Annotated in this window: 17 protein-coding genes and 1 riboswitch; of the genes, 8 read left to right on the plus strand and 9 right to left on the minus strand. The window is 32.1% G+C overall.

The features are described from left to right. Positions 1-37: 37 nt before the first annotated feature. The 6 genes from COC46_RS02460 to COC46_RS02485 all read right to left on the minus strand — a co-directional run bounded on the left by COC46_RS02460 (position 38) and on the right by COC46_RS02485 (position 8963). Complete coding sequence (locus tag COC46_RS02460) at positions 38-2623, minus strand: metallophosphoesterase (RefSeq protein ID WP_098808192.1); 2586 nt, start codon at positions 2621-2623, stop codon at positions 38-40. Continuing rightward, entirely contained in the window at positions 2620-3906 is a 1287-nt protein-coding gene (locus tag COC46_RS02465; RefSeq protein WP_098808193.1) for a class I SAM-dependent methyltransferase, read from the minus strand. The genes COC46_RS02460 and COC46_RS02465 overlap by 4 nt, the downstream gene beginning before the upstream one ends. Before the next feature lie 146 nt (positions 3907-4052). Further along, positions 4053-4514 (minus strand): 6,7-dimethyl-8-ribityllumazine synthase, encoded by a 462-nt coding sequence (gene ribH, locus COC46_RS02470; protein ID WP_098808194.1) that lies wholly within the window; start codon positions 4512-4514, stop codon positions 4053-4055. 16 nt (positions 4515-4530) lie between these two features. Further along, positions 4531-5724, minus strand: coding sequence for a bifunctional 3,4-dihydroxy-2-butanone-4-phosphate synthase/GTP cyclohydrolase II (locus COC46_RS02475; protein WP_098808195.1), 1194 nt, complete (start codon positions 5722-5724; stop codon positions 4531-4533). A 12-nt stretch (positions 5725-5736) separates the two neighbouring features. Next, on the minus strand, positions 5737-6384 hold the full coding sequence (gene ribE, locus COC46_RS02480) for a riboflavin synthase (protein WP_098808196.1): 648 nt from the start codon (positions 6382-6384) through the stop codon (positions 5737-5739). Positions 6385-6713: 329 nt separating this feature from the next. Continuing rightward, positions 6714-6861: riboswitch (FMN riboswitch) on the minus strand. Between the two features lie 836 nt (positions 6862-7697). Next, positions 7698-8963, minus strand: coding sequence for an APC family permease (locus COC46_RS02485; protein ID WP_098808197.1), 1266 nt, complete (start codon positions 8961-8963; stop codon positions 7698-7700). Positions 8964-9094: 131 nt separating this feature from the next. Here COC46_RS02485 and COC46_RS02490 point away from each other — a divergent pair, with 131 nt between their 5' ends. Further along, positions 9095-9991 (plus strand): LysR family transcriptional regulator, encoded by an 897-nt coding sequence (locus tag COC46_RS02490; protein WP_098808198.1) that lies wholly within the window; start codon positions 9095-9097, stop codon positions 9989-9991. A gap of 38 nt (positions 9992-10029) precedes the next feature. Here the strand turns inward: COC46_RS02490 and COC46_RS02495 are convergent, their stop codons facing one another. Next, positions 10030-10989: a LacI family DNA-binding transcriptional regulator gene (locus COC46_RS02495; protein WP_098808199.1), complete on the minus strand. Its 960-nt coding sequence runs from the start codon at positions 10987-10989 to the stop codon at positions 10030-10032. A gap of 350 nt (positions 10990-11339) precedes the next feature. Between COC46_RS02495 and COC46_RS02500 the strand changes: the two genes are divergently transcribed. From COC46_RS02500 to COC46_RS02515, 4 genes are all read left to right on the plus strand, one after another. Continuing rightward, on the plus strand, positions 11340-11519 hold the full coding sequence (locus tag COC46_RS02500; RefSeq protein WP_098808200.1) for an H-type small acid-soluble spore protein: 180 nt from the start codon (positions 11340-11342) through the stop codon (positions 11517-11519). Between the two features lie 426 nt (positions 11520-11945). Next, complete coding sequence (gene bcaP / locus COC46_RS02505) at positions 11946-13355, plus strand: branched-chain amino acid transporter BcaP (protein ID WP_098808201.1); 1410 nt, start codon at positions 11946-11948, stop codon at positions 13353-13355. Positions 13356-13655: 300 nt separating this feature from the next. Further along, positions 13656-13916 (plus strand): hypothetical protein, encoded by a 261-nt coding sequence (locus COC46_RS02510; protein WP_098808202.1) that lies wholly within the window; start codon positions 13656-13658, stop codon positions 13914-13916. A gap of 206 nt (positions 13917-14122) precedes the next feature. Beyond that, positions 14123-14248: a YjcZ family sporulation protein gene (locus tag COC46_RS02515; protein ID WP_141550864.1), complete on the plus strand. Its 126-nt coding sequence runs from the start codon at positions 14123-14125 to the stop codon at positions 14246-14248. 89 nt (positions 14249-14337) lie between these two features. Here COC46_RS02515 and COC46_RS02520 read toward each other — a convergent pair whose 3' ends face one another. After that, entirely contained in the window at positions 14338-14883 is a 546-nt protein-coding gene (locus COC46_RS02520; protein ID WP_098808204.1) for a GNAT family N-acetyltransferase, read from the minus strand. A gap of 171 nt (positions 14884-15054) precedes the next feature. Further along, on the minus strand, positions 15055-15999 hold the full coding sequence (locus COC46_RS02525; protein ID WP_098808312.1) for a nucleoside hydrolase: 945 nt from the start codon (positions 15997-15999) through the stop codon (positions 15055-15057). Positions 16000-16586: 587 nt separating this feature from the next. Here COC46_RS02525 and COC46_RS02530 point away from each other — a divergent pair. The 3 genes from COC46_RS02530 to COC46_RS02540 all read left to right on the plus strand — a co-directional run bounded on the left by COC46_RS02530 (position 16587) and on the right by COC46_RS02540 (position 18276). Further along, on the plus strand, positions 16587-17162 hold the full coding sequence (locus COC46_RS02530) for a hypothetical protein (protein ID WP_098808205.1): 576 nt from the start codon (positions 16587-16589) through the stop codon (positions 17160-17162). A 186-nt stretch (positions 17163-17348) separates the two neighbouring features. Continuing rightward, positions 17349-17588, plus strand: coding sequence for a hypothetical protein (locus COC46_RS02535; protein WP_098808206.1), 240 nt, complete (start codon positions 17349-17351; stop codon positions 17586-17588). A gap of 223 nt (positions 17589-17811) precedes the next feature. After that, positions 17812-18276 (plus strand): hypothetical protein, encoded by a 465-nt coding sequence (locus COC46_RS02540; protein ID WP_098808207.1) that lies wholly within the window; start codon positions 17812-17814, stop codon positions 18274-18276. Positions 18277-18589: the final 313 nt, after the last annotated feature.

An 18589-nucleotide genomic window follows, 5' to 3' on the forward strand; every position in this document is an offset into this window, starting at 1 on the left:
ACACCTTTTATGTTATGTTCATAAAAGGTGTTTCATTTTACAATCTAGGATCGATTTCTTTTGCCTGCAGTTCTTCAAATAACTTATTTGCAATTAGTTGTTTATACTGCTCATTATCATTCGAGATTGAAGATAGTGGATATTCTAGCATCTTTTGCCCTAAAACATAATCTTTAATTGAGGCATTTACCTTCTTATTGATCCGCTTTTGTTTAATTAACTTCTGATATTTATGTTCTAACTTATAATCATATCCATAAATAAGCGTTAAATAGTCAGCATTTCTAACCTTTAAGAATGGTGCACTATTGAAGGATTTATGGTTAGGCTTTATGACAACCCCTTCCATTTTTCTAGTTGTTGTTAATGTCTCGTAATAACGATTAGCTTTTTCAAAGTATTGTTCATCGTCTAATGAAAGGACTAAATATTCATCATCTGACACGAGTGAGAAAATTTCAGCAGTACTTAATGTAGGTAATTTTTCCTCTCCATTTTCATAAACCATTTTTAATAGATTAAAAGGTTTATACTCTAATTCTGACTCTGATCCATATATTGTTAATTGCTCGTCATAAATATCTAGCAACTCTTCATGTTTTTTAGTTGGTACATAAGATTTTAAAGTATCTTTTACGGCACTAAATGTTGAATAATCATTGTGCCCATATTTATTCGTTAGTACTTGTTTCGAATGATAATTTACTTCATCGTGAAAGTCCGTTTGTTGATATCGAGAGATCAATTTGTTAAAGTGCTCATCAAATCCAGTCTCTTGCAATATGTTTAATTCTGATCTTAGTGATTTGGATAAGACGTTAAATTTATTCTCTATTAATCCCTTACCTAGTGCGCTCCAAGGTAATAACTCTCCATCTAGAATTAGCGTTTTAATTTTCTCTTTTTCCATGAAACTACTAAATCGCTCTATTAGACTAGAATATACTCCTGAAAGATCAACATTTTTCACACGGTATCCATTACGGCTGACTGCGTGACAATCTTCAATGGAACTAGATAAATAAATATTACATCTAGAACCCATATATTTCGGTTGAAGTACAACTTCCCTAATCTTTTTATCTTTAAAATATTGTAGACCTTGCTTTAAAGACTCCAAGTCATTTACATCTGGATCCTTATCGGCCGGACTCATCGTACCAGAAATATAATTAATCGAATTCTTTAATATATAATTCAGTCTACGTTTATCTTTTTGATCCAGTTCATTTAGATTGATACTCTTTTCTCTTGTAGTAAATAAATCGGGTAACTCTTCTTTACTCACAACATCTTCAACAACTGAATTAACGCTATATAAATATGGATTATTGGAATAAATTCTAATACTAGTCAGTTGATTACCACTAGCGGCTCCCGTATCAATTCCGTATTTATTCTTAATACGAATTAATTTCTTACTCGCCACATGGCCAAATACATGGTAAGGATGATTTGAAACTGCTTCTTCAGCTAAAAACTGTAGTTGCTCCTGAATCGGTTCACTACGGTCAATTCGGAAGGATCGTTGATGACGTGACGAACTAATGTCCATTTTTCCAATATATTTCTTTTTACAAGGAGCATGAGTAATATAATATGAAGGAAACTCTTCACCTATATAGTGATAAAACTCCTTACTTTCATTAACCAGTTCTAAAAACTTCCCTTGAAGCTCTTCATCCTGCTCCAAAGTTTTGATAGAAGTAAAGTATGATTCTACTAAACTCTGGTCAATAGATGAACTCTTTAATTGTCCTAATAAATACTTGCTTACAAAATTTTCATGATTACCTTTAATTAAATAAAACCATGATCGATTAGAATAAATAAACTCAATGATTTCTTTTACTTTATTTCCTTTATCAATCCAATCACCAACCAATAAAATACGGTGATTTGTACTTTTCTCAGTTTCGATAATTCGATTATTTTCAACTGCGAAACCGGCCTTTGATAACAGCTTTTGAAATGTAAGAACTTGTTCATGTATATCACCCACAATTGTATATTTATATTTTGTAGGTAGCTTACGGGAAAGATATTCTTCCATGTTTTCCACATCAATCTCAAATTCAAACGGGTTAAGAAAATTCTTCTCACGAATTCGATGAACATTTTTATAATTACTTCTTTTAATATTTGGAATAACTTCCGTTCGAAGACGCCTTACATGATTATCAATTAGTTTCTTTGATCGGTCTGAAGTATAGTACTCGCGAATGTTTTTATAATCAAATAAGACTAAATCAACATTATATGAATTTTCATTTGCAATCTCTACGATTTGATCACGAAATGATTCTGATAGTCCAGTCGTATCGACAATAACAAATTCTGCATTAATTGGGAAGGTCGTAACCATCCTTAATTTAGTAAATAGTAATTCAAATGCCTGTTCACTCGCCTCGAGCATAATCGTACTATGTTTATCAAAATCTTTCCCTAATATTTCTCGCCTAATGTCATCAGATGATAAATACTGTACATTCGTTTTATAATTACGTGACTCATCTTTATAAGAAAATGACGGAATTAAGATATTTTTTGCAAAAGTTGATTTTCCACATTCAGAAGAGCCAACTAAAAGAAATATCGTATGAACATTTGTTGAAATTTTCATATTTGATGCTCCTTTACTTTTTGCTGCTTTATAACAACTGCCTGAGAAAGTGAAACTCCATCCACGCAATCCCCTACACTAGAAAATGTATAAGTGTATTTTGTATTACGTAAGATGGAATCAATCCACTTAACAAACTCTTCTTTTGTCATTTCCCATTTATGATCATCGTGTCTAAATCCATCTAATTGGTAAAGATCATTAAATTCTGCATTTGGAGTCGTTATAATGAAGTTCTCAAAATTAACTTTAGATAGTACGGTCTGTACTAATTTCGTAGCATCCTTAACGCTCATATGTTCAACAACTTCCGTTAGTAATACATCAACATTTAAATCGTAATCGTAAAAATCTAGAAAATGAGATAAAGATTCATAGATTGCAATATTTTCAATCTCTTTATTATTTATTTTAATTTTTAATCTTTCCCTCATTTCAGGATCGATATCAATAGCGAAATAATCATGCTCAATGATTTTTTTACTATACGGAATTGCATACGCTCCTTCACCGCAACCGATATCAAGTATCGCATCCTCAAACTTTAATTGTTCAGTAATCCAGTCCTGGCGTTGTTTTGCTGTATTACCAAATTTAAAATCAATTTCATAAAGCTTTGTTTTTTCAAGTTCATTTTTAAATGCAAGAAACTTTTTACGACTATTTAACACATTTCTAGCAAATAAATAACGTATATAGTACGGTGCATCAATAACTTGCATACTAGTTATATATTTGCGTATCACATCATCAGTAAAATCGATATATTCGTCTGAAACGATACTTAAAAATACACATAGCACTGTTGTATAGTGTAGTAGTTCATGAATTGTTTTTGATGTTTGAATACGTAATTGATATGTTTTACTAGCAAGTTCTTCAAAGCTTAGATCAAATTCGTTTAAATGTCTTTGAAAGTAGTTTAAGTAACTAACATTTTGTACATGTATAGCGTTAATCAATACACTATGTTTATATTCCCCTTGATCTTTTTCATGTAGCTTTTTTAATGTCGAAGAAAAAAATGAATTGATTGCATTTAAAGGGAATAGTGTTGAACAATACCTTGTCGTATTTAAGTATTCAAACATTTCCTCTGATTGTTCCTTATAAGAAATTTCATTATCAGCATCTTTAAAGTACACATTATATGTATCTACCGTTGAATACCATGCAAACGCGTTTCCCTTTCTAATTGTCTTTATACTCATGCCAGAGCCGGGATTTTTTGCGATTATATAGGAAAAATCAGGGCTATTTGAAGATAATTGAAAAATTGCCATTATGCGAATCATCCCTTCATTTCGAATTAATATTTTATTAACTTTATTTTAACATGGAATTTCGAATGGGATTGGTGAATATTTAACAAAAAAAAGAGAGGCAAAATTCACCTCCCTTTAACCAGTTTCTTCTATTATATATATTCTTAGTTTAATGTTCTTAATAAATTAGCCATTTCAATGGCAGAAATACCAGCATCCCAACCTTTATTACCTGCTTTTGTTCCCGCTCTTTCAATCGCTTGTTCAATATTTTCCGTCGTTAATACACCAAAAATAACAGGTACACCAGTTTGTAGTGTAATAGCAGCAACGCCTTTTGCTACTTCGTTACATACGTAATCATAATGAGTCGTTGCCCCACGAATAACTGTTCCAAGTGTAATGATCGCATCGTATTTTTTTGAATCTGCTAGCTTTTTTGCAACTAATGGAATTTCAAATGCTCCTGGTACCCAAATTACATCAACATCTGATTCTTCTACACCATGACGATTTAAAGCATCTTGTGCACCGCCTAATAGTTTTGAAGTAATAAATTCATTAAAACGTCCTACTATTACAGCAACTTTAAGTCCAGATCCTACTAAATTCCCTTCAAATTTCATCTTAATCTCTCCCATTTTAATAGTTAAGTAAATGTCCCATTTTTTCTACTTTAGTATTTAAATATTTTTCGTTTTCCATTTTCATTTCAGTTTGAATTGGCACTCTATTATTTATCTTTATTCCGTAAGATTCTAGAGCTTCTATTTTAACTGGATTATTCGTTACTAGATTGATACTTGCTATTCCTAAATCCTCAATAATTTGAGCACTTATAGCATAGTCCCTTAAATCCGCATCAAATCCTAAGTTCAAATTTGCTTCGACAGTATCAAAGCCTTTTTCCTGTAACTTGTATGCTCGTAACTTATTGAGTAATCCAATTCCTCTACCTTCTTGGCGCATATAAACAATTACGCCTTTTCCAGCTTCTTCAATCATCGATAGTGTGGATTGTAACTGAGGTCCACAATCACAACGACATGATCCAAATACATCACCCGTTAAACATTCCGAATGAATACGTACAAGTACTGGCTCACCATCGTCAACTATACCTTTTACAATCGCGATATGCTCCTTACCATCGATTTCATTTGTATATCCAATCATTTTAAAATCACCAAAATCAGTTGGCAATTTAATTTCAACTTCTCTTTGTACAAGTTGTTCAGTTTCGCGTCTATAATGAATTAAATCTTTAATTGTAATCATTTTTAAATTAAACTTGTTTGCGACTTGAATTAAATCTGGCACTCTTGCCATCGTTCCATCGTCATTCATAATTTCACAAATCACACCGACTTCTTTGGAACCAGCCATTCGGGCTAAATCTACTGCCGCTTCAGTATGCCCTGGTCTTTCAATAACTCCTCCGTTTTTAGCGACTAGAGGAAACATATGCCCAGGTCTTCTAAAATCTGCTCCAGTTGATTCATTATTTAACATTTGTAAAACAGTATGTGATCGCTCAAATGCTGAGATACCAGTAGTTGAATCAATATGATCAATACTTACTGTAAAAGCAGTACCGTGAGAATCTGTATTTTTTGCTACCATATCATATAAATCTAGCTTCTTGGCTATTTCTTCAGAAACTGGTGCACAAATTAATCCGCGACCATATGTTGCCATAAAATTTATATTTTCAGGAGTTGCATATTCCCCAATGACAACAAAGTCTCCTTCATTCTCTCGATCTTCATCATCACAAACGATAATTATTTTTCCATTTTTCAAATCTTCAATTGCTTCTTCTATTTTAGAGAACATGATCTTACTCCTTTATATATAGCCATTTTGAGATAAAAATGAAGTTGATATTGTAGATTCCTTTTTCGTCTCAGTCATACCTAGCATTTTTTCGACGTACTTGCCTAATAAATCAAATTCAATATTAACAACGTCGCCAACTTTTTTACTGCCTAAAATCGTATATGAGCGAGTATGAGGAATTAAAGAAATTGTTACGATGTCGCTCTCAACTTCAAATATTGTTAAACTTGTCCCATCAATCGTTATGCTTCCTTTTTGAATACAATACTTAGCAAAGCGATTTGGAATATTAATTTTATAGATGACTGCATTTTCCATGGATTTAACAGATACTATTTTACCTGTGCCATCAATATGTCCGGATACAATATGACCACCAAACCGACCAGTTGCAGCCATCGCTCGTTCTAAATTTACTTTTTGACTCGAAGCCAAAGTACTTAGATTAGACGATTGAAATGTTTCAGGCATTACATCCACAGAAAATTCATTTTTAGTAAAATCTGTAACGGTTAAACAAACTCCATTTACCGAGATGCTATCCCCTAAATGAACATCTTCTAAAATTTTAGATGCTCCGATTGTTAGCACTAATGTTTTACCTTTTTTTACGATATTTTTTACTGACCCTATTTCTTCAACAATCCCTGTAAACAAGTTTTTTCACCTCTTTTCGAAGAAGCGCATTACACTCAAAACCTATAAATGACTTTGTATGATCCATCTCTAATTTCATAAATAGTTGATCCACCTTATCACACCTTCTAATTCAAATTAATTTGAAAAAGTGAAAAAGCCCCTTAGGAAAACTCCTAAGGGGCAATAGATGTTTAAGAAAGGAAGCATACTTAAATAAACGCTAAAACAATAAGTATCTGTTAAAAGATAGTATTGTAGCACGTCTACTGTTGTACTTACAAAATAAGCACAACGAATTAAGCCTATCTGGATAGTAATTTTGAAAAAACAACTAACCATATATGCACTCCATCCTTCTCCCATCCAGACTATACTGTCGGCTCTAGATTCTAACTAGATCAGCAACATATAAAAAAACTATATGAAGCTCACGGGCTTAGTATAAAAATATACAACACCGCCGGTTGGGATTTTCACCCGACCCCGAAGGACACACTAATTATCAAATTTGGTTTCATTATAACGAGCTATTATTTGATTGTAAAGAATTAATGATTCTACTTTTCTATAAACAATCTAATTTAAAACAAAATTAAAGTTATAAAACCATATAAAATATAGCCTTTTTAAACTATATTATTTTTAAATTTTTTTATTTCTACTCACTTTTTCCTTTCATAATATTGCTTAATAAAATTAGTCCCGTAAGTACTGCCATTCTAATTAAAAATGTATAAATATTTAATTTATTAGTCGTTACAAACATTGAGCGAACTCTCTAAACGATACAAAAAATAAACTATATGGATTCTAAAATCCCTTTATTTAAACATAAATACAATCGAACTCGATTTTCAAAATCAGTATAATCTCTTCATTTCGTTATATCGTTATATTAATTTATCAATACCAAAGTGCGTCATTTTTCCTATCTAGAATTCTTAGTAAGTTATATAAGTAGAATGTTTCTTCTTATACTCAAAACCCCAAAATGTTTTTTCAAAATATTTCATTCTAAAATAATAAAAATCCTTTCATATGATTTCGATCAAAGACAATGTATTATAAAAAAAAGACGAAAATTTGTAATACTAAAACAAGATTATTCGTATCTCATACATACAAAGCAAAAAAAATTCGTAGCAAATAGCATTACACAAAAAATAATAAATATGCAATAAGAAGAATCATTATAAAAATATTTATTTTGTTTTTAACATGTGTTTAGCGATTATTTAAAGTAAACTTCATTATTTGAGTAAGTAATTGACAAGATTATTTTTCAACAGCGTGAAGAAACTTCTTTTGATTGAAGTTTCTTCTCAAAACTATTATTCATTTCCAGCTTGTAGAATTTTATCATGTTGTTTTGAAACTCTTTTTTGTAGCAAAAAAAAGCACACTGAAATTAATGTAATTATTACAAGGATAATCGGTGAAGAAAACATGAGAATTCCTAAAAAACAAATTGCTAGAATAAGTGAACCGATTTTAAAAAATATGGAATCAAATAATCTTATGCATGCTAATACACCGAGTAAAGCGTTGCATAGGAAGAATGCATTTGCAATAGCCACAAGCGTTTGTATACTTAAAAAGTCATTAAAATAAAGTATAAATACAATAATATGAATGCAAAACAAACTAAATAACGATCGAGTTGCCACATTATTTTTATTTTTAAAAGAAAGCCACGAAGGTAACAAACCATTTTTTGCTTGATCGGCAATTAGTCTTGATACTGCTCCTATTACTAGGAGAACCGTACTAATACATAACGCAATTGTAATTGATGAAATAATTGGAGTTGACCAACTTCCAAATAAACTTTGAAGTAATGGAGCTAATGATTGGTCCATATTATTTCCGACTTTAGAATGAATCCATTGGAAAGCAAAAGCAACTATAAGACTTACTATTGCTATAATAGAGAAACTTAATATCACTGCTCTTGGAATTGTCCGTTCAGGAGTTTTTACTTCTAAAGAATAGCTACCGATGACTTCCCACCCAATTAATGCCCAAAATAACAAAAGTAAACTTTCCCCAAAATCAGAAACAGTAATCGGATTTGATAAAGTGAAGCTTCCATCAACTGTAAATAACGTGTGAACACTTCCCACTATAAGCGTCACAACAATGAAGCTAGACATAAAAAACGCAAATTTCCCTACATCAGCGATGCTTCTAGTTAAAATGATATAAACAAAGCATAATATCCCTAATGATAACCACTTTTCATCGAAAAAACTTTGATTCGTCAGTAACTGTAAGTAATGCCCAGCCGTACCTGTAACAGCAATTGGACCAAAACAAACTGCAAGCAAAAAGAAAATAGCTGATAGGTTTTTAATTTGTGTTCCAAATGCACGTTCCACTGCTAATGGTACCCCAGAATCGCCAGGGATCATCAGACTTAACTTACCAAACATTAATGCAAATAATAAACTCAGCCCAAGCATAATAAACCAAGCTAAAATAGCATAATTACCAGCAGTTTCATACACTGCAGGTGGTAAAATAATAATTCCCGAACCTAAAATAGGTCCAATCATCAACCCGCTGAGCAATAGAAAACCAATTTTTCGATTCCTCATAAATCCCCCTCCAAAAGTTATTGAAACAAATTGTAATCTCGTATACTTTAATTATATGAACCGACTTCCAATCGGTAAAATGAATAGTTACGATACAAACCATCGGAAATTCCGATACATGGGAGGTATTTATGGAAATCCGTCATTTAATTACATTTAAATCAATTGTGGATATGGGCGGGTTCTCTAGAGCTGCGGTCCATCTCGGCTATGCGCAATCTACGATTACTGCACATATACAAGCGCTTGAGCAAGAGTTAGGGGTCCCTTTATTTGACCGTATCGGTAAAAAGGTTCATCTGACTGAGGTTGGTGAGAATTTTTTAGTTCATGCAATCGAAATGATTCAGCTCTATACAAAAGCAAAAGATGTATTTCAGATGGAAAATGAAGAAGTATCCACTTTAAAAATTGGTGCGCCTGAATCTTTAACGATCTACCGTCTTCCACAAATCATCCAGGCTTTCCGATCGCAAAATCCTAAAGTTAATATTATGATGAAATCTGCTTCATGTTGGGAATTACAAGATGAATTACGTCGAGGAGATCTTGATATTGGCTTCTTCCTACAGGCTCCTCAAACGGATTCTGATTTATATATGGAAACTCTAATCGAAGAACCACTTGTCATTTTACTCCCTCCATCATCGAATGCTAGAACACTTTCAACGTTCATACTTAACGAAAATGAAAATATAATCCTTACAGAGCAAGGTAGCTATCGTGATTATTTTGAAGCATTTCTAAGAAGTAAAGGCATCGCAACTGAATCCGGAATGGAATTTTGGAGTGTTGAGGCAATTAAACAATGCGTTATGTGCGGACTTGGCATATCCATGCTACCGCTCGTAACAGTACAAAATGAAATGAAACAACAAAAACTGCAAGTCATAAATTGGGATACAAATTTAGGAAACGTATCTACAATCATGTCTTGGCATAAAAACAGATGGCAATCTCGTGCTGCTAGAAAGTTTATGGAAGTAGTTAGAGAACAATCAACTGAATGGGAAACTTCTATCAAATAAAAAGCAAAAGCTTTCATCTACAGCTTTTGCTTTCATTTTTAGACGGTCTGACGTTCAATTAATTTAACAGCGATCTCTTCTTGAGTAGTTTCAGTATTAATAGCTTGAATAAAAAGTTTCTTGCCCACTTCGCGTAATGGAATTTCGACTGTTGTTAATTTCATTACTTTTGCAATTGGTTGATTATCGAATCCGATTATTGCTAAGTCCTTTGGTATAGCTATTTCATGGTCATTACAGCAAGTTTGGACTCCAGCTGCCACTTGATCACTTGTAACTAACAACGCTGTTGGCCTCTCTTTTAACATTGACAACGATTGGACAATTCTTTCACCATCTTCAAAATAATAACAGTTATCAAATACAAAGTCGCTATTTACTGGCTCATTGTATTTACGATGAAAATCATTGTATGCATCTTCTCTTTGTTTACTATTCATGCCCGTTCTCCGTCCAATAGAATATCCTATTTTTCGATGACCTTTTTGATATAAATATTCTAATGCAACCATAAAGCAATTGTAATGATCAATAAAAGTTGAAGAAACACCTGTGTTTCTTGTGTCTTCAAACAATATGATCTGCCCATATTGCATATATTCTTCAATCATTTCTAAAGAACATTTTCTAGAACAAATAATAAGTGAATCTATTTGTTTATGTTGAAGCATCCGTAATGCTTCAATTTCTCTCTTCTCCTCATAATTTGACTGAAATAGCACAAGTTTATAATTATTTTTTATCGCTTCATTCGCAATTCCATCGATTAATAATCCAAAATACGGATGATGTGAGAACGGTATAACGACCCCAATTAAATTCGTTTTTCCTTTACTTAAATTTACTGCATTTTGATTTCTTTGATAATTCGTTAGTCCAATTGCATTTAAAACAGCTTTTCTTTTTTCCTCACTCACATATGGTTCATCATTTAATACTCGTGAGACTGTTGTTACTGAAACGCCGGCAATCCTTGCAATATCTTTAATATTAGACATTTTTTCACCTTTTCTAAACTTTTTCTTGCTCTGAAACTAGTTCCATACTTTAATCTGTTTTCATAATAAAAAGGAGGTCCTAATATGCAAATACTTTTTGGTTTACTTTGCTTAATTTTTATGTGTAGCTCAATTTTATTTTTCGCCTATATCGCTATCATACAACAAGAAAAGAAACGAGTTAAGAAATGAGGAAAACTTAAATCTTAAATTAGTTAAATTTCTTACTCACCCATTTTTTCCTTTTCCCTCATATTACATAATCCTTTAAAAAGTTATTATTTTTTATGAATACTAATACTTTGCTATGTAAATAATAAAATCGGTTAGCAATTAAAGGAGGTATTATGATGAATACTGAAAGAGCATTAGAAATTGTAGCTGCACCTGGAATGATTAATGTGACTTGTGATGGAGTACCGGTTTATATTCAGCATGTTAATAAAAATGAGGGCACAGCTAGAATTTATCCCCTAGATCAACCGAAAAATGATAAAGAAGTTTCATTAAGTCATTTAAAAGAACACTAATTGATAAAAAAGACCCAAGAATAAACCTCTATTAAGGAGGTTTATTTAGTTTTAAAAAAAATCTTAAAAATATAATTTTTTAGTGATTACAACTACAACCTTTAGAAATATAAAACCTATTGAGCTAGTGTGTTACTTATGGCATAACGATTGACTAGTTTATTTTCACCAAACATTAACTAAACGACTAGGTACAGGGAAATATGTCGAATTTACTACATATAACTTTAAAAAATTAAAAAAAAAGTCGAAAAAATGTTTGAATATTTTTATAAGTGTGTTATTATAAAAATCACTTAAGGATAGCAATTAAAACACTATGTTAGTAATTGTCAGAATTTTCTATTTTTTAAGATAAATTTAATCTATTAAACTTTCTAAATAGAAAATTTACAAACTAACATCTCAGAACTAGAGGAGGCTTATATGAATTTATTTCGTAAAAAATCTGTTACAAGTAATGCAGCACCAAGTTCATTGAACAAAGTATTAGGCGCATTTGACCTTACAATGCTAGGAATTGGAGCAATCATTGGTACAGGAATTTTCGTATTAACTGGTGTAGCTGCAGCTGATTATGCTGGCCCAGCTCTTATCCTTTCATTTATTATCGCAGGTTTAGCTTGTACTTTTGCAGCATTATGTTACTCAGAATTTGCTTCAATGATTCCACAAGCAGGAAGCGCCTACACATACAGTTATGTTGCGTTTGGTGAAGTGTTTGCTTGGATTTTAGGTTGGGACATGGTACTTGAATATGGACTAGCTTCATCTGCAGTAGCAAGTGGCTGGTCAGGATATTTCCAAAGCTTATTAAGCGGTTTTGGCATTCACTTCCCTAAATTTTTAACTAGCGCATTTGATCCTTCAAATGGTACTTATATTGATTTACCAGCAGTTATAATTGTATTATTAGTTACATTTATTTTAACAAGAGGTGTTAGAGAATCTGCTAAATTAAACACGATTATGGTAATTGTAAAATTAGCAGTTGTAGCACTATTCATCGTGGTTGGTGTTTGGTATGTTGAACCGACTAACTGGACTCCATTTATGCCAATGGGATTCTCTGGAGTAACAGCTGGAGCAGCGGTAGTAGTATTCGCTTACTTTGGATTTGATGCAGTATCTACTGCGGCTGAGGAAGTTAAAAATCCTCAACGCAACTTACCAATTGGTATTATTTCTGCATTAACTGTATGTACAATCTTATATATTGTTGTTTCATTAATTCTTACTGGTATCGTTCCATTCGATCAACTTGGCGTTAAAGACCCAGTTGCTTTCGCATTAGCGTTTATTAAACAAGACTGGGCTGCTGGCTTCATCTCACTTGGAGCAATCGTTGGTATTACAACTGTATTAATGGTAATGATGTTTGGTCAATCTCGTCTATTCTATGCAATCAGTAAAGATGGATTATTACCAGGTAAATTATCAAAAGTTAACAAGAAAACTCAAGTTCCTGTAACTAGTACTTGGATTACTGGTATATTAGTTGCTTTATTTGCTGGTCTAATTCCATTAAATAGATTAGCTGAATTAACAAATATCGGTACACTATTTGCTTTCTCTGCAGTTTCATTAGGTATTTTAGTTTTAAGAAAAACTCACCCGAACTTAAAACGTGGATTCAGAACTCCATGGGTACCTGTAATTCCTGTTTTAGCAATTGTATTCTGTGTGTATTTAATGCTACAACTTTCAGCATTTACTTGGAAAGGTTTCGTTGTATGGTTAGCAATCGGTTTAGTAATTTACTTTGTATACGGATATAGAAATAGTAAACTAAATTCAAACAATCAAATAGGTAATGACTCAGATCAAAGTGCTTAATAAAAAACCCATTATAGGAAACTATAATGGGTTTTCAGTGTGTAGACAAAGTCCCAAAAATTTGATTTTCAGACTGATTGCAGTTACCCTAAACGGTAATGAGCACCGCGCAGGCAGGCGAAGCAACGAAGAAAGCGAGCGCTTGGCGGGCAGTCTGAAAGCCCATTATAGGAAACTATAATGGTTTTTTTTATTACTTTTTAAAATGCGACAATTAAAAATTCACTTTTGTGGTAAGATACTTTTTACAAAGATATTCTGTTCTCTTAAATTTGTTAAGAGCTGACTGGAGCTGATCATATGTTCCCATTAAAAAATTATTACGAATCGTTTCTTAAAAAGGATCTTATCGGATTAAAAAGAGATATCGCATTAAAACGACTTAGTAATTTACTTGCTTGTCAAAAAATTAGTAAGGATACAAACGAAGTAGTACATATACGATATTTCACTTGCACTGAAACACTTCAACCTACCGATACTTATTTAGGTACAATTGCGGTGAAGTTTCAAAATGGTTATGTAGTTGATACAGCAATTTCTTTACCGAAAGAAAAGTAATGAAAAGACGTGTTGTTTTCAATAATTTTCACTGAATAAAACTTACTAGATAGGTAAAAGCCTAATTACACGATAGACTAGTTTCATAGTTGGTAAAAAAACATACGATACATTATCCACCTCTCCTAATTGTAATTTTCTCAATTGGTTACATGACCCTAAAGGGATTTACATCCCTTAAATATCGTATGAAGGAGGAAACATGTATGAGTAATGGACATCACCATCTTAACGGTTTTGCTTTGATTGTTGTTTTATTTATCCTATTAATCATTGTTGGAGCAGCTTGCTGGTCTGGATCTGACGGATATGGATATGGACACCACTGGTAAAATTTAAAAACTATAAACTCCTGTTAATTTAACAGGAGTTTTTTTATTGTTACGTATGAAGATTTATCGCATACGATTGTGAGATGAGCTTACTCATCCAAGCTGTTGATGATAGCTAATATTTGATGATCTGTCCATTTGCCATTAATCTTTAGATTTTCTTTAGCTATACCTTCTTTTTTAAACCCCACTTTTTCTAATACACGAATAGATGCTATATTGTCTGGCATAGCTCCTGCTTCAATTCTATGTAGTTTTAATTCTTTAAATGCAAAGTCTACAACAAGTTGAAGTGCTTCTGTTGTATAGCCCTTTGCATTATATTCCTTATCTAAAGTAAATCCCGTATAACAACTTTGGAGATCCCCCCTAGAAATTTGAGTTAATGAAATGTCTCCGATTAGTTTTTCAGTTGCATTCAAAAAGATTCCAAAAGCATATAATTGCCCTTTATCTGTCATTTTTAATGCCTGTTCAATGCGTATTTTCTGATGTTCTTCTGTATAAAAGGCTTCATTGAGTAATGGGCAAACTCGTTGAAAAAATTCCCGATTTCTAATATGTAAGTTAGCTAACTCGTTTGCGTCAGAAGTTTTGTAAAGTCGAAGATAAACTTGATGCCCTACTAGCTTCATAAAACCCCTCCATTATCTTTTTACTACCATTTTAATCTAGTTATACAAAAGTTCATGTCATTACAAAATACCCTCCACTTTATTTCACTGCTATTACACAAATATCCAAATATAAAAACTAGAACCACTAAAGTTTGAATCTAATAATATGAAGATATTTTCTATTAAATTTTAGAATTTCTCCCCAGTCATAACTGACATAAAATCCTTATAAAACCCTTCATAATCTAAGCCTACTGCGATATATTGTTGTGGTCTTATATCAAATTTCTCAGGAGTATCTGTTACTCGAAAATCTGCAATACTTTGACCTCTAGCCACATCGGTTGTATTAACTACAACAGCAGATTGATAGAATGTAAATAGATCGCCACGAATGACTGCCATGAGAGTTAGCACATCATGAACTGGACTCCCCTGTATGCCTGGTACCTTCTTTTGATAAAAGTTGAAGTAATAGTAATCTAATAGTGGTTTTACAAGATCCGTTTTCCCTTTGGAATGAATATAATTGACCATTGAAGGAGTAACTATGGCATTTTGCGTTACATTTAATGGGAAAATATATGCACCTTTTACATACTTCATAACGATATTAGCTGCTATCGGATCTCCATGAAAATTAGCTTCTGCAATAGGGGTAACATTTCCAGGATATAGAAAGGCCCCGCCCATAATATAGTATGAATTTACACTTTTCATCAGATCTTCGTATAAGATAAACAGGGTGGCTAGCGAGGTCAACCTCCCAGTATTCACAATAATTAGTTCTTGCTTATACTGCTCAATCAAATTGATAACTTCACAAAAGTTTTCTAAGTTCTCAATCTTCAAACCTGGATCGATTGGACCTAAACCGAACGGACCATGTACATCTAGGTAATAGGTTGGGATTTCTCCAGTCATCGGATGCTCAGCACCACCATAGACTTTAACATATTCTTTTCCTGATCTTTTTAGTAAAAACCTAACATTCCTGGTCGTCTCTTTTTTAGATACGTTCCCATAATCCGCCACAATCCCAATTATATCGATATCTTCTGTTAATCGTGAATAAACCAAGGCGATCGCATCATCAATTCCTACATCACCGAAGAATAACACTTTCTTCCCCATTAGTTTAGCTCCCTTTATATCAAAACTTCTGAACATTTTATTATTTATTCCTTTGATATAATCGTATGTTGCTTTCTATTTGAAAAGTATAAAAAAACATCCTATATTCTAAGATGATTTTTACTTGAATTAACTACAATCGGATTAATTTTCTAATTTTTAGTAGTTAACCTTTGCTGTTATTGCATTCTTCTTGGTATAGATTCATGCTTTTATTTAGAGGTCTTATTTTTCTTAGGCTACCCTGAAAATTAACCATAAAACTTGCTTTTCGGGGTCCGTCTCTGTTGCGAGTTCAAGACATCAATCCTAACCGACCTCTGGTAATAATCACTGTACTAACGTTATGGGCACGGCACTATATTTACATGCGCCATGGTGCAAATTTTTATTAGCATGGGTGTCTCTGTTATAAAAGATTATTGATTTTCTTATGGTAGTTTAGTTGAAGAAAAAAAGGACTATTATCTTTAATATAGAATTAATAATAGCAGTTAAAATATTTGTAAAATATTGGAATTACAATCGAAGTAAATTATCTTAAATGGGGATGAGAGAGTGGAATTTAATTAAAAGGAGAATAAATTATGATTAGGAAATTATCTATTATACTAATGGTTACAATGATACTTACAGCCTGTTCCGATTCTAGCAATACAACAAAACAACAAAATGAGCAATCAACTGAAGCATCATCTTCTTTAACATCTAAGAAAGCAATAAAAAAAGTTCTTGAGCACCTATTTACTGGTCCAGATAAGAAGCTTATAGATTTAATGTGGAATCCTAAATATAAGACTGTTGTAAATAATAAAGAAGAAAACCCAACGTTCGATAAATATGTAGCAGAGGTATACGGACCATACATTGCAGATTCTTTTCTCGATCCCTTCGTTTCAACAATTCTTAGTCAATATTCGAATTTTGCTTACGATGATGGCTATAAGTTAAGTCTTAAGAAGATTTCAATTAAGCAAAGTGATAAAGATTCAACTCGTTATACCTTTATAGCAGAGGTCGGCTATCAGAAAAATGAAGATGAAGAAAAATATGCAAATGTAGAAGGCAAAGTCTACTTCTATTCAAAAGATAAAGGAAAAATCTCGGTAATCAAACTCATTAATGACAATGGCTTATTGGATAACTTAAGAACGAAAAATTGAATATTTTATACAATACAAGTTTGCATATTCTGAATCAAGAGATCGACATTTTAGTCGATCTTTTTTTATTGTGCTAATTTACAAATTATTTAATCAAGATAATTCTTAAATTTCCATAATTTAACATTTTCTTGTTTAATTCATGCTATGATAAATAAAAAGTAGTGGATATCGGGAGGTGTTTGAATGAAATTATTAAAGAGATTGGGTGTTTCTTTTGGTTCGTTAATTTTAATAACGGGCTTACTATTCGCAATTGGGCATTTATTTTCTATTCCGATATTAATGCTTAACTACGAATATACTAATGACGAAAGTGGCTTCTTTATCTCAGTTGGGTCTTTGCTTCCAATTGTTACGGGTTTAGTTGTTAGTTATTTCGCAGAAAAGTTTTATGTCTATAAGCACCAACAAAAACTTGGATAATCCAAGTTTTTTTATGCCTCTTTTCATGATGAAGCAGTAACTTATTTTCTTGCTTATTCAACTACCATGGGAGTACGATATAAACTTCCATTCACTGTTGTGAATCTGAGGATTCATGGATGGCACACGCATGCGTTCGTTACATAAGTTCTACTTCATTCTTCACTTCTATGTCCGTGATATAATGGATATGATTTTTTAGACATTATAAAGGGGATTACATATGTACATTTGGAATGTAAAAGGGCTCGTTCAAGCTTTAAAAGAAGAGAGTCTGTCTAGTAAGTCACAAAGATACCATAAAATAATAGGTATTTCTTTATTCGCAATAGTTTTACTAGCTTATCCGTTATTATTGTTAACTGAAACTTTTAACATCTTAGATATTATTGATATGATTAGTTTTCTGGTTATCAATCTAGTTGGAATTTATTTAGCATATAAAATAAATCAACGAGGAGATGGGAAGGAATTTGTCTTTCGCTATTTTAGTTTGTATCTTCCACTCACACTCCGTTTTTTTGTCCTAGTTACGGTTATTCTGATTGTCGGTTATTTAATTCTACCTTATATTGATCCTTCAATTTCTTTAAATGAGACCAACTGGTTCGATTTAGTTACTTCTGTTGGAACAGAAATATATTTCAATGTCTTAATGATTAAATATATAAAAATGTTAAATAAGTAATTAGTTACTAAGTTGTATCTATCATTTAATCAATGTTCAGCTTATTAAACTACCATGGGAGTACGATATAAACTTCCATTCACTGTTGTGAATTTAAGGATTCATGGATGGCTAACGCATGCGATACTTCAATAGAAGATCGCTTTTTCTTATTGAACGAATGGCAGTTTAGTAAAACAAGGAAAATTAAATTAATGAATAGAAATATACTGTACAAGCAGTTAAATCAAAGAACGGGGGCTTGAAGATGAAACGTGTTCTTTTAGCTATAGTGGTGATTATGATAATTATAATTGGAATGTATTATTCGACT

It is taken from the genome of Bacillus sp. AFS041924 (genome assembly GCF_002577195.1).
Taxonomy (GTDB): domain Bacteria; phylum Bacillota; class Bacilli; order Bacillales; family Bacillaceae_G; genus Gottfriedia.

Excerpts from the sequence above, each read along its gene's own strand:
- COC46_RS02460 (WP_098808192.1), bottom strand. The coding sequence starts at position 2,623 with ATGAAAATTTCAACAAATGTTCATACGATATTTCTTTTAGTTGGCTCT.
- COC46_RS02465 (WP_098808193.1), bottom strand. The coding sequence starts at position 3,906 with ATGGCAATTTTTCAATTATCTTCAAATAGCCCTGATTTTTCCTATATA.
- ribH (WP_098808194.1), bottom strand. The coding sequence starts at position 4,514 with ATGAAATTTGAAGGGAATTTAGTAGGATCTGGACTTAAAGTTGCTGTA.
- COC46_RS02475 (WP_098808195.1), bottom strand. The coding sequence starts at position 5,724 with ATGTTCTCTAAAATAGAAGAAGCAATTGAAGATTTGAAAAATGGAAAA.
- COC46_RS02485 (WP_098808197.1), bottom strand. The coding sequence starts at position 8,963 with ATGAGGAATCGAAAAATTGGTTTTCTATTGCTCAGCGGGTTGATGATT.
- COC46_RS02490 (WP_098808198.1), top strand. The coding sequence starts at position 9,095 with ATGGAAATCCGTCATTTAATTACATTTAAATCAATTGTGGATATGGGC.
- COC46_RS02495 (WP_098808199.1), bottom strand. The coding sequence starts at position 10,989 with ATGTCTAATATTAAAGATATTGCAAGGATTGCCGGCGTTTCAGTAACA.
- COC46_RS02500 (WP_098808200.1), top strand. The coding sequence starts at position 11,340 with ATGAATACTGAAAGAGCATTAGAAATTGTAGCTGCACCTGGAATGATT.
- bcaP (WP_098808201.1), top strand. The coding sequence starts at position 11,946 with ATGAATTTATTTCGTAAAAAATCTGTTACAAGTAATGCAGCACCAAGT.
- COC46_RS02510 (WP_098808202.1), top strand. The coding sequence starts at position 13,656 with ATGTTCCCATTAAAAAATTATTACGAATCGTTTCTTAAAAAGGATCTT.
- COC46_RS02515 (WP_141550864.1), top strand. The coding sequence starts at position 14,123 with ATGAGTAATGGACATCACCATCTTAACGGTTTTGCTTTGATTGTTGTT.
- COC46_RS02520 (WP_098808204.1), bottom strand. The coding sequence starts at position 14,883 with ATGAAGCTAGTAGGGCATCAAGTTTATCTTCGACTTTACAAAACTTCT.
- COC46_RS02525 (WP_098808312.1), bottom strand. The coding sequence starts at position 15,999 with ATGGGGAAGAAAGTGTTATTCTTCGGTGATGTAGGAATTGATGATGCG.
- COC46_RS02530 (WP_098808205.1), top strand. The coding sequence starts at position 16,587 with ATGATTAGGAAATTATCTATTATACTAATGGTTACAATGATACTTACA.
- COC46_RS02535 (WP_098808206.1), top strand. The coding sequence starts at position 17,349 with ATGAAATTATTAAAGAGATTGGGTGTTTCTTTTGGTTCGTTAATTTTA.
- COC46_RS02540 (WP_098808207.1), top strand. The coding sequence starts at position 17,812 with ATGTACATTTGGAATGTAAAAGGGCTCGTTCAAGCTTTAAAAGAAGAG.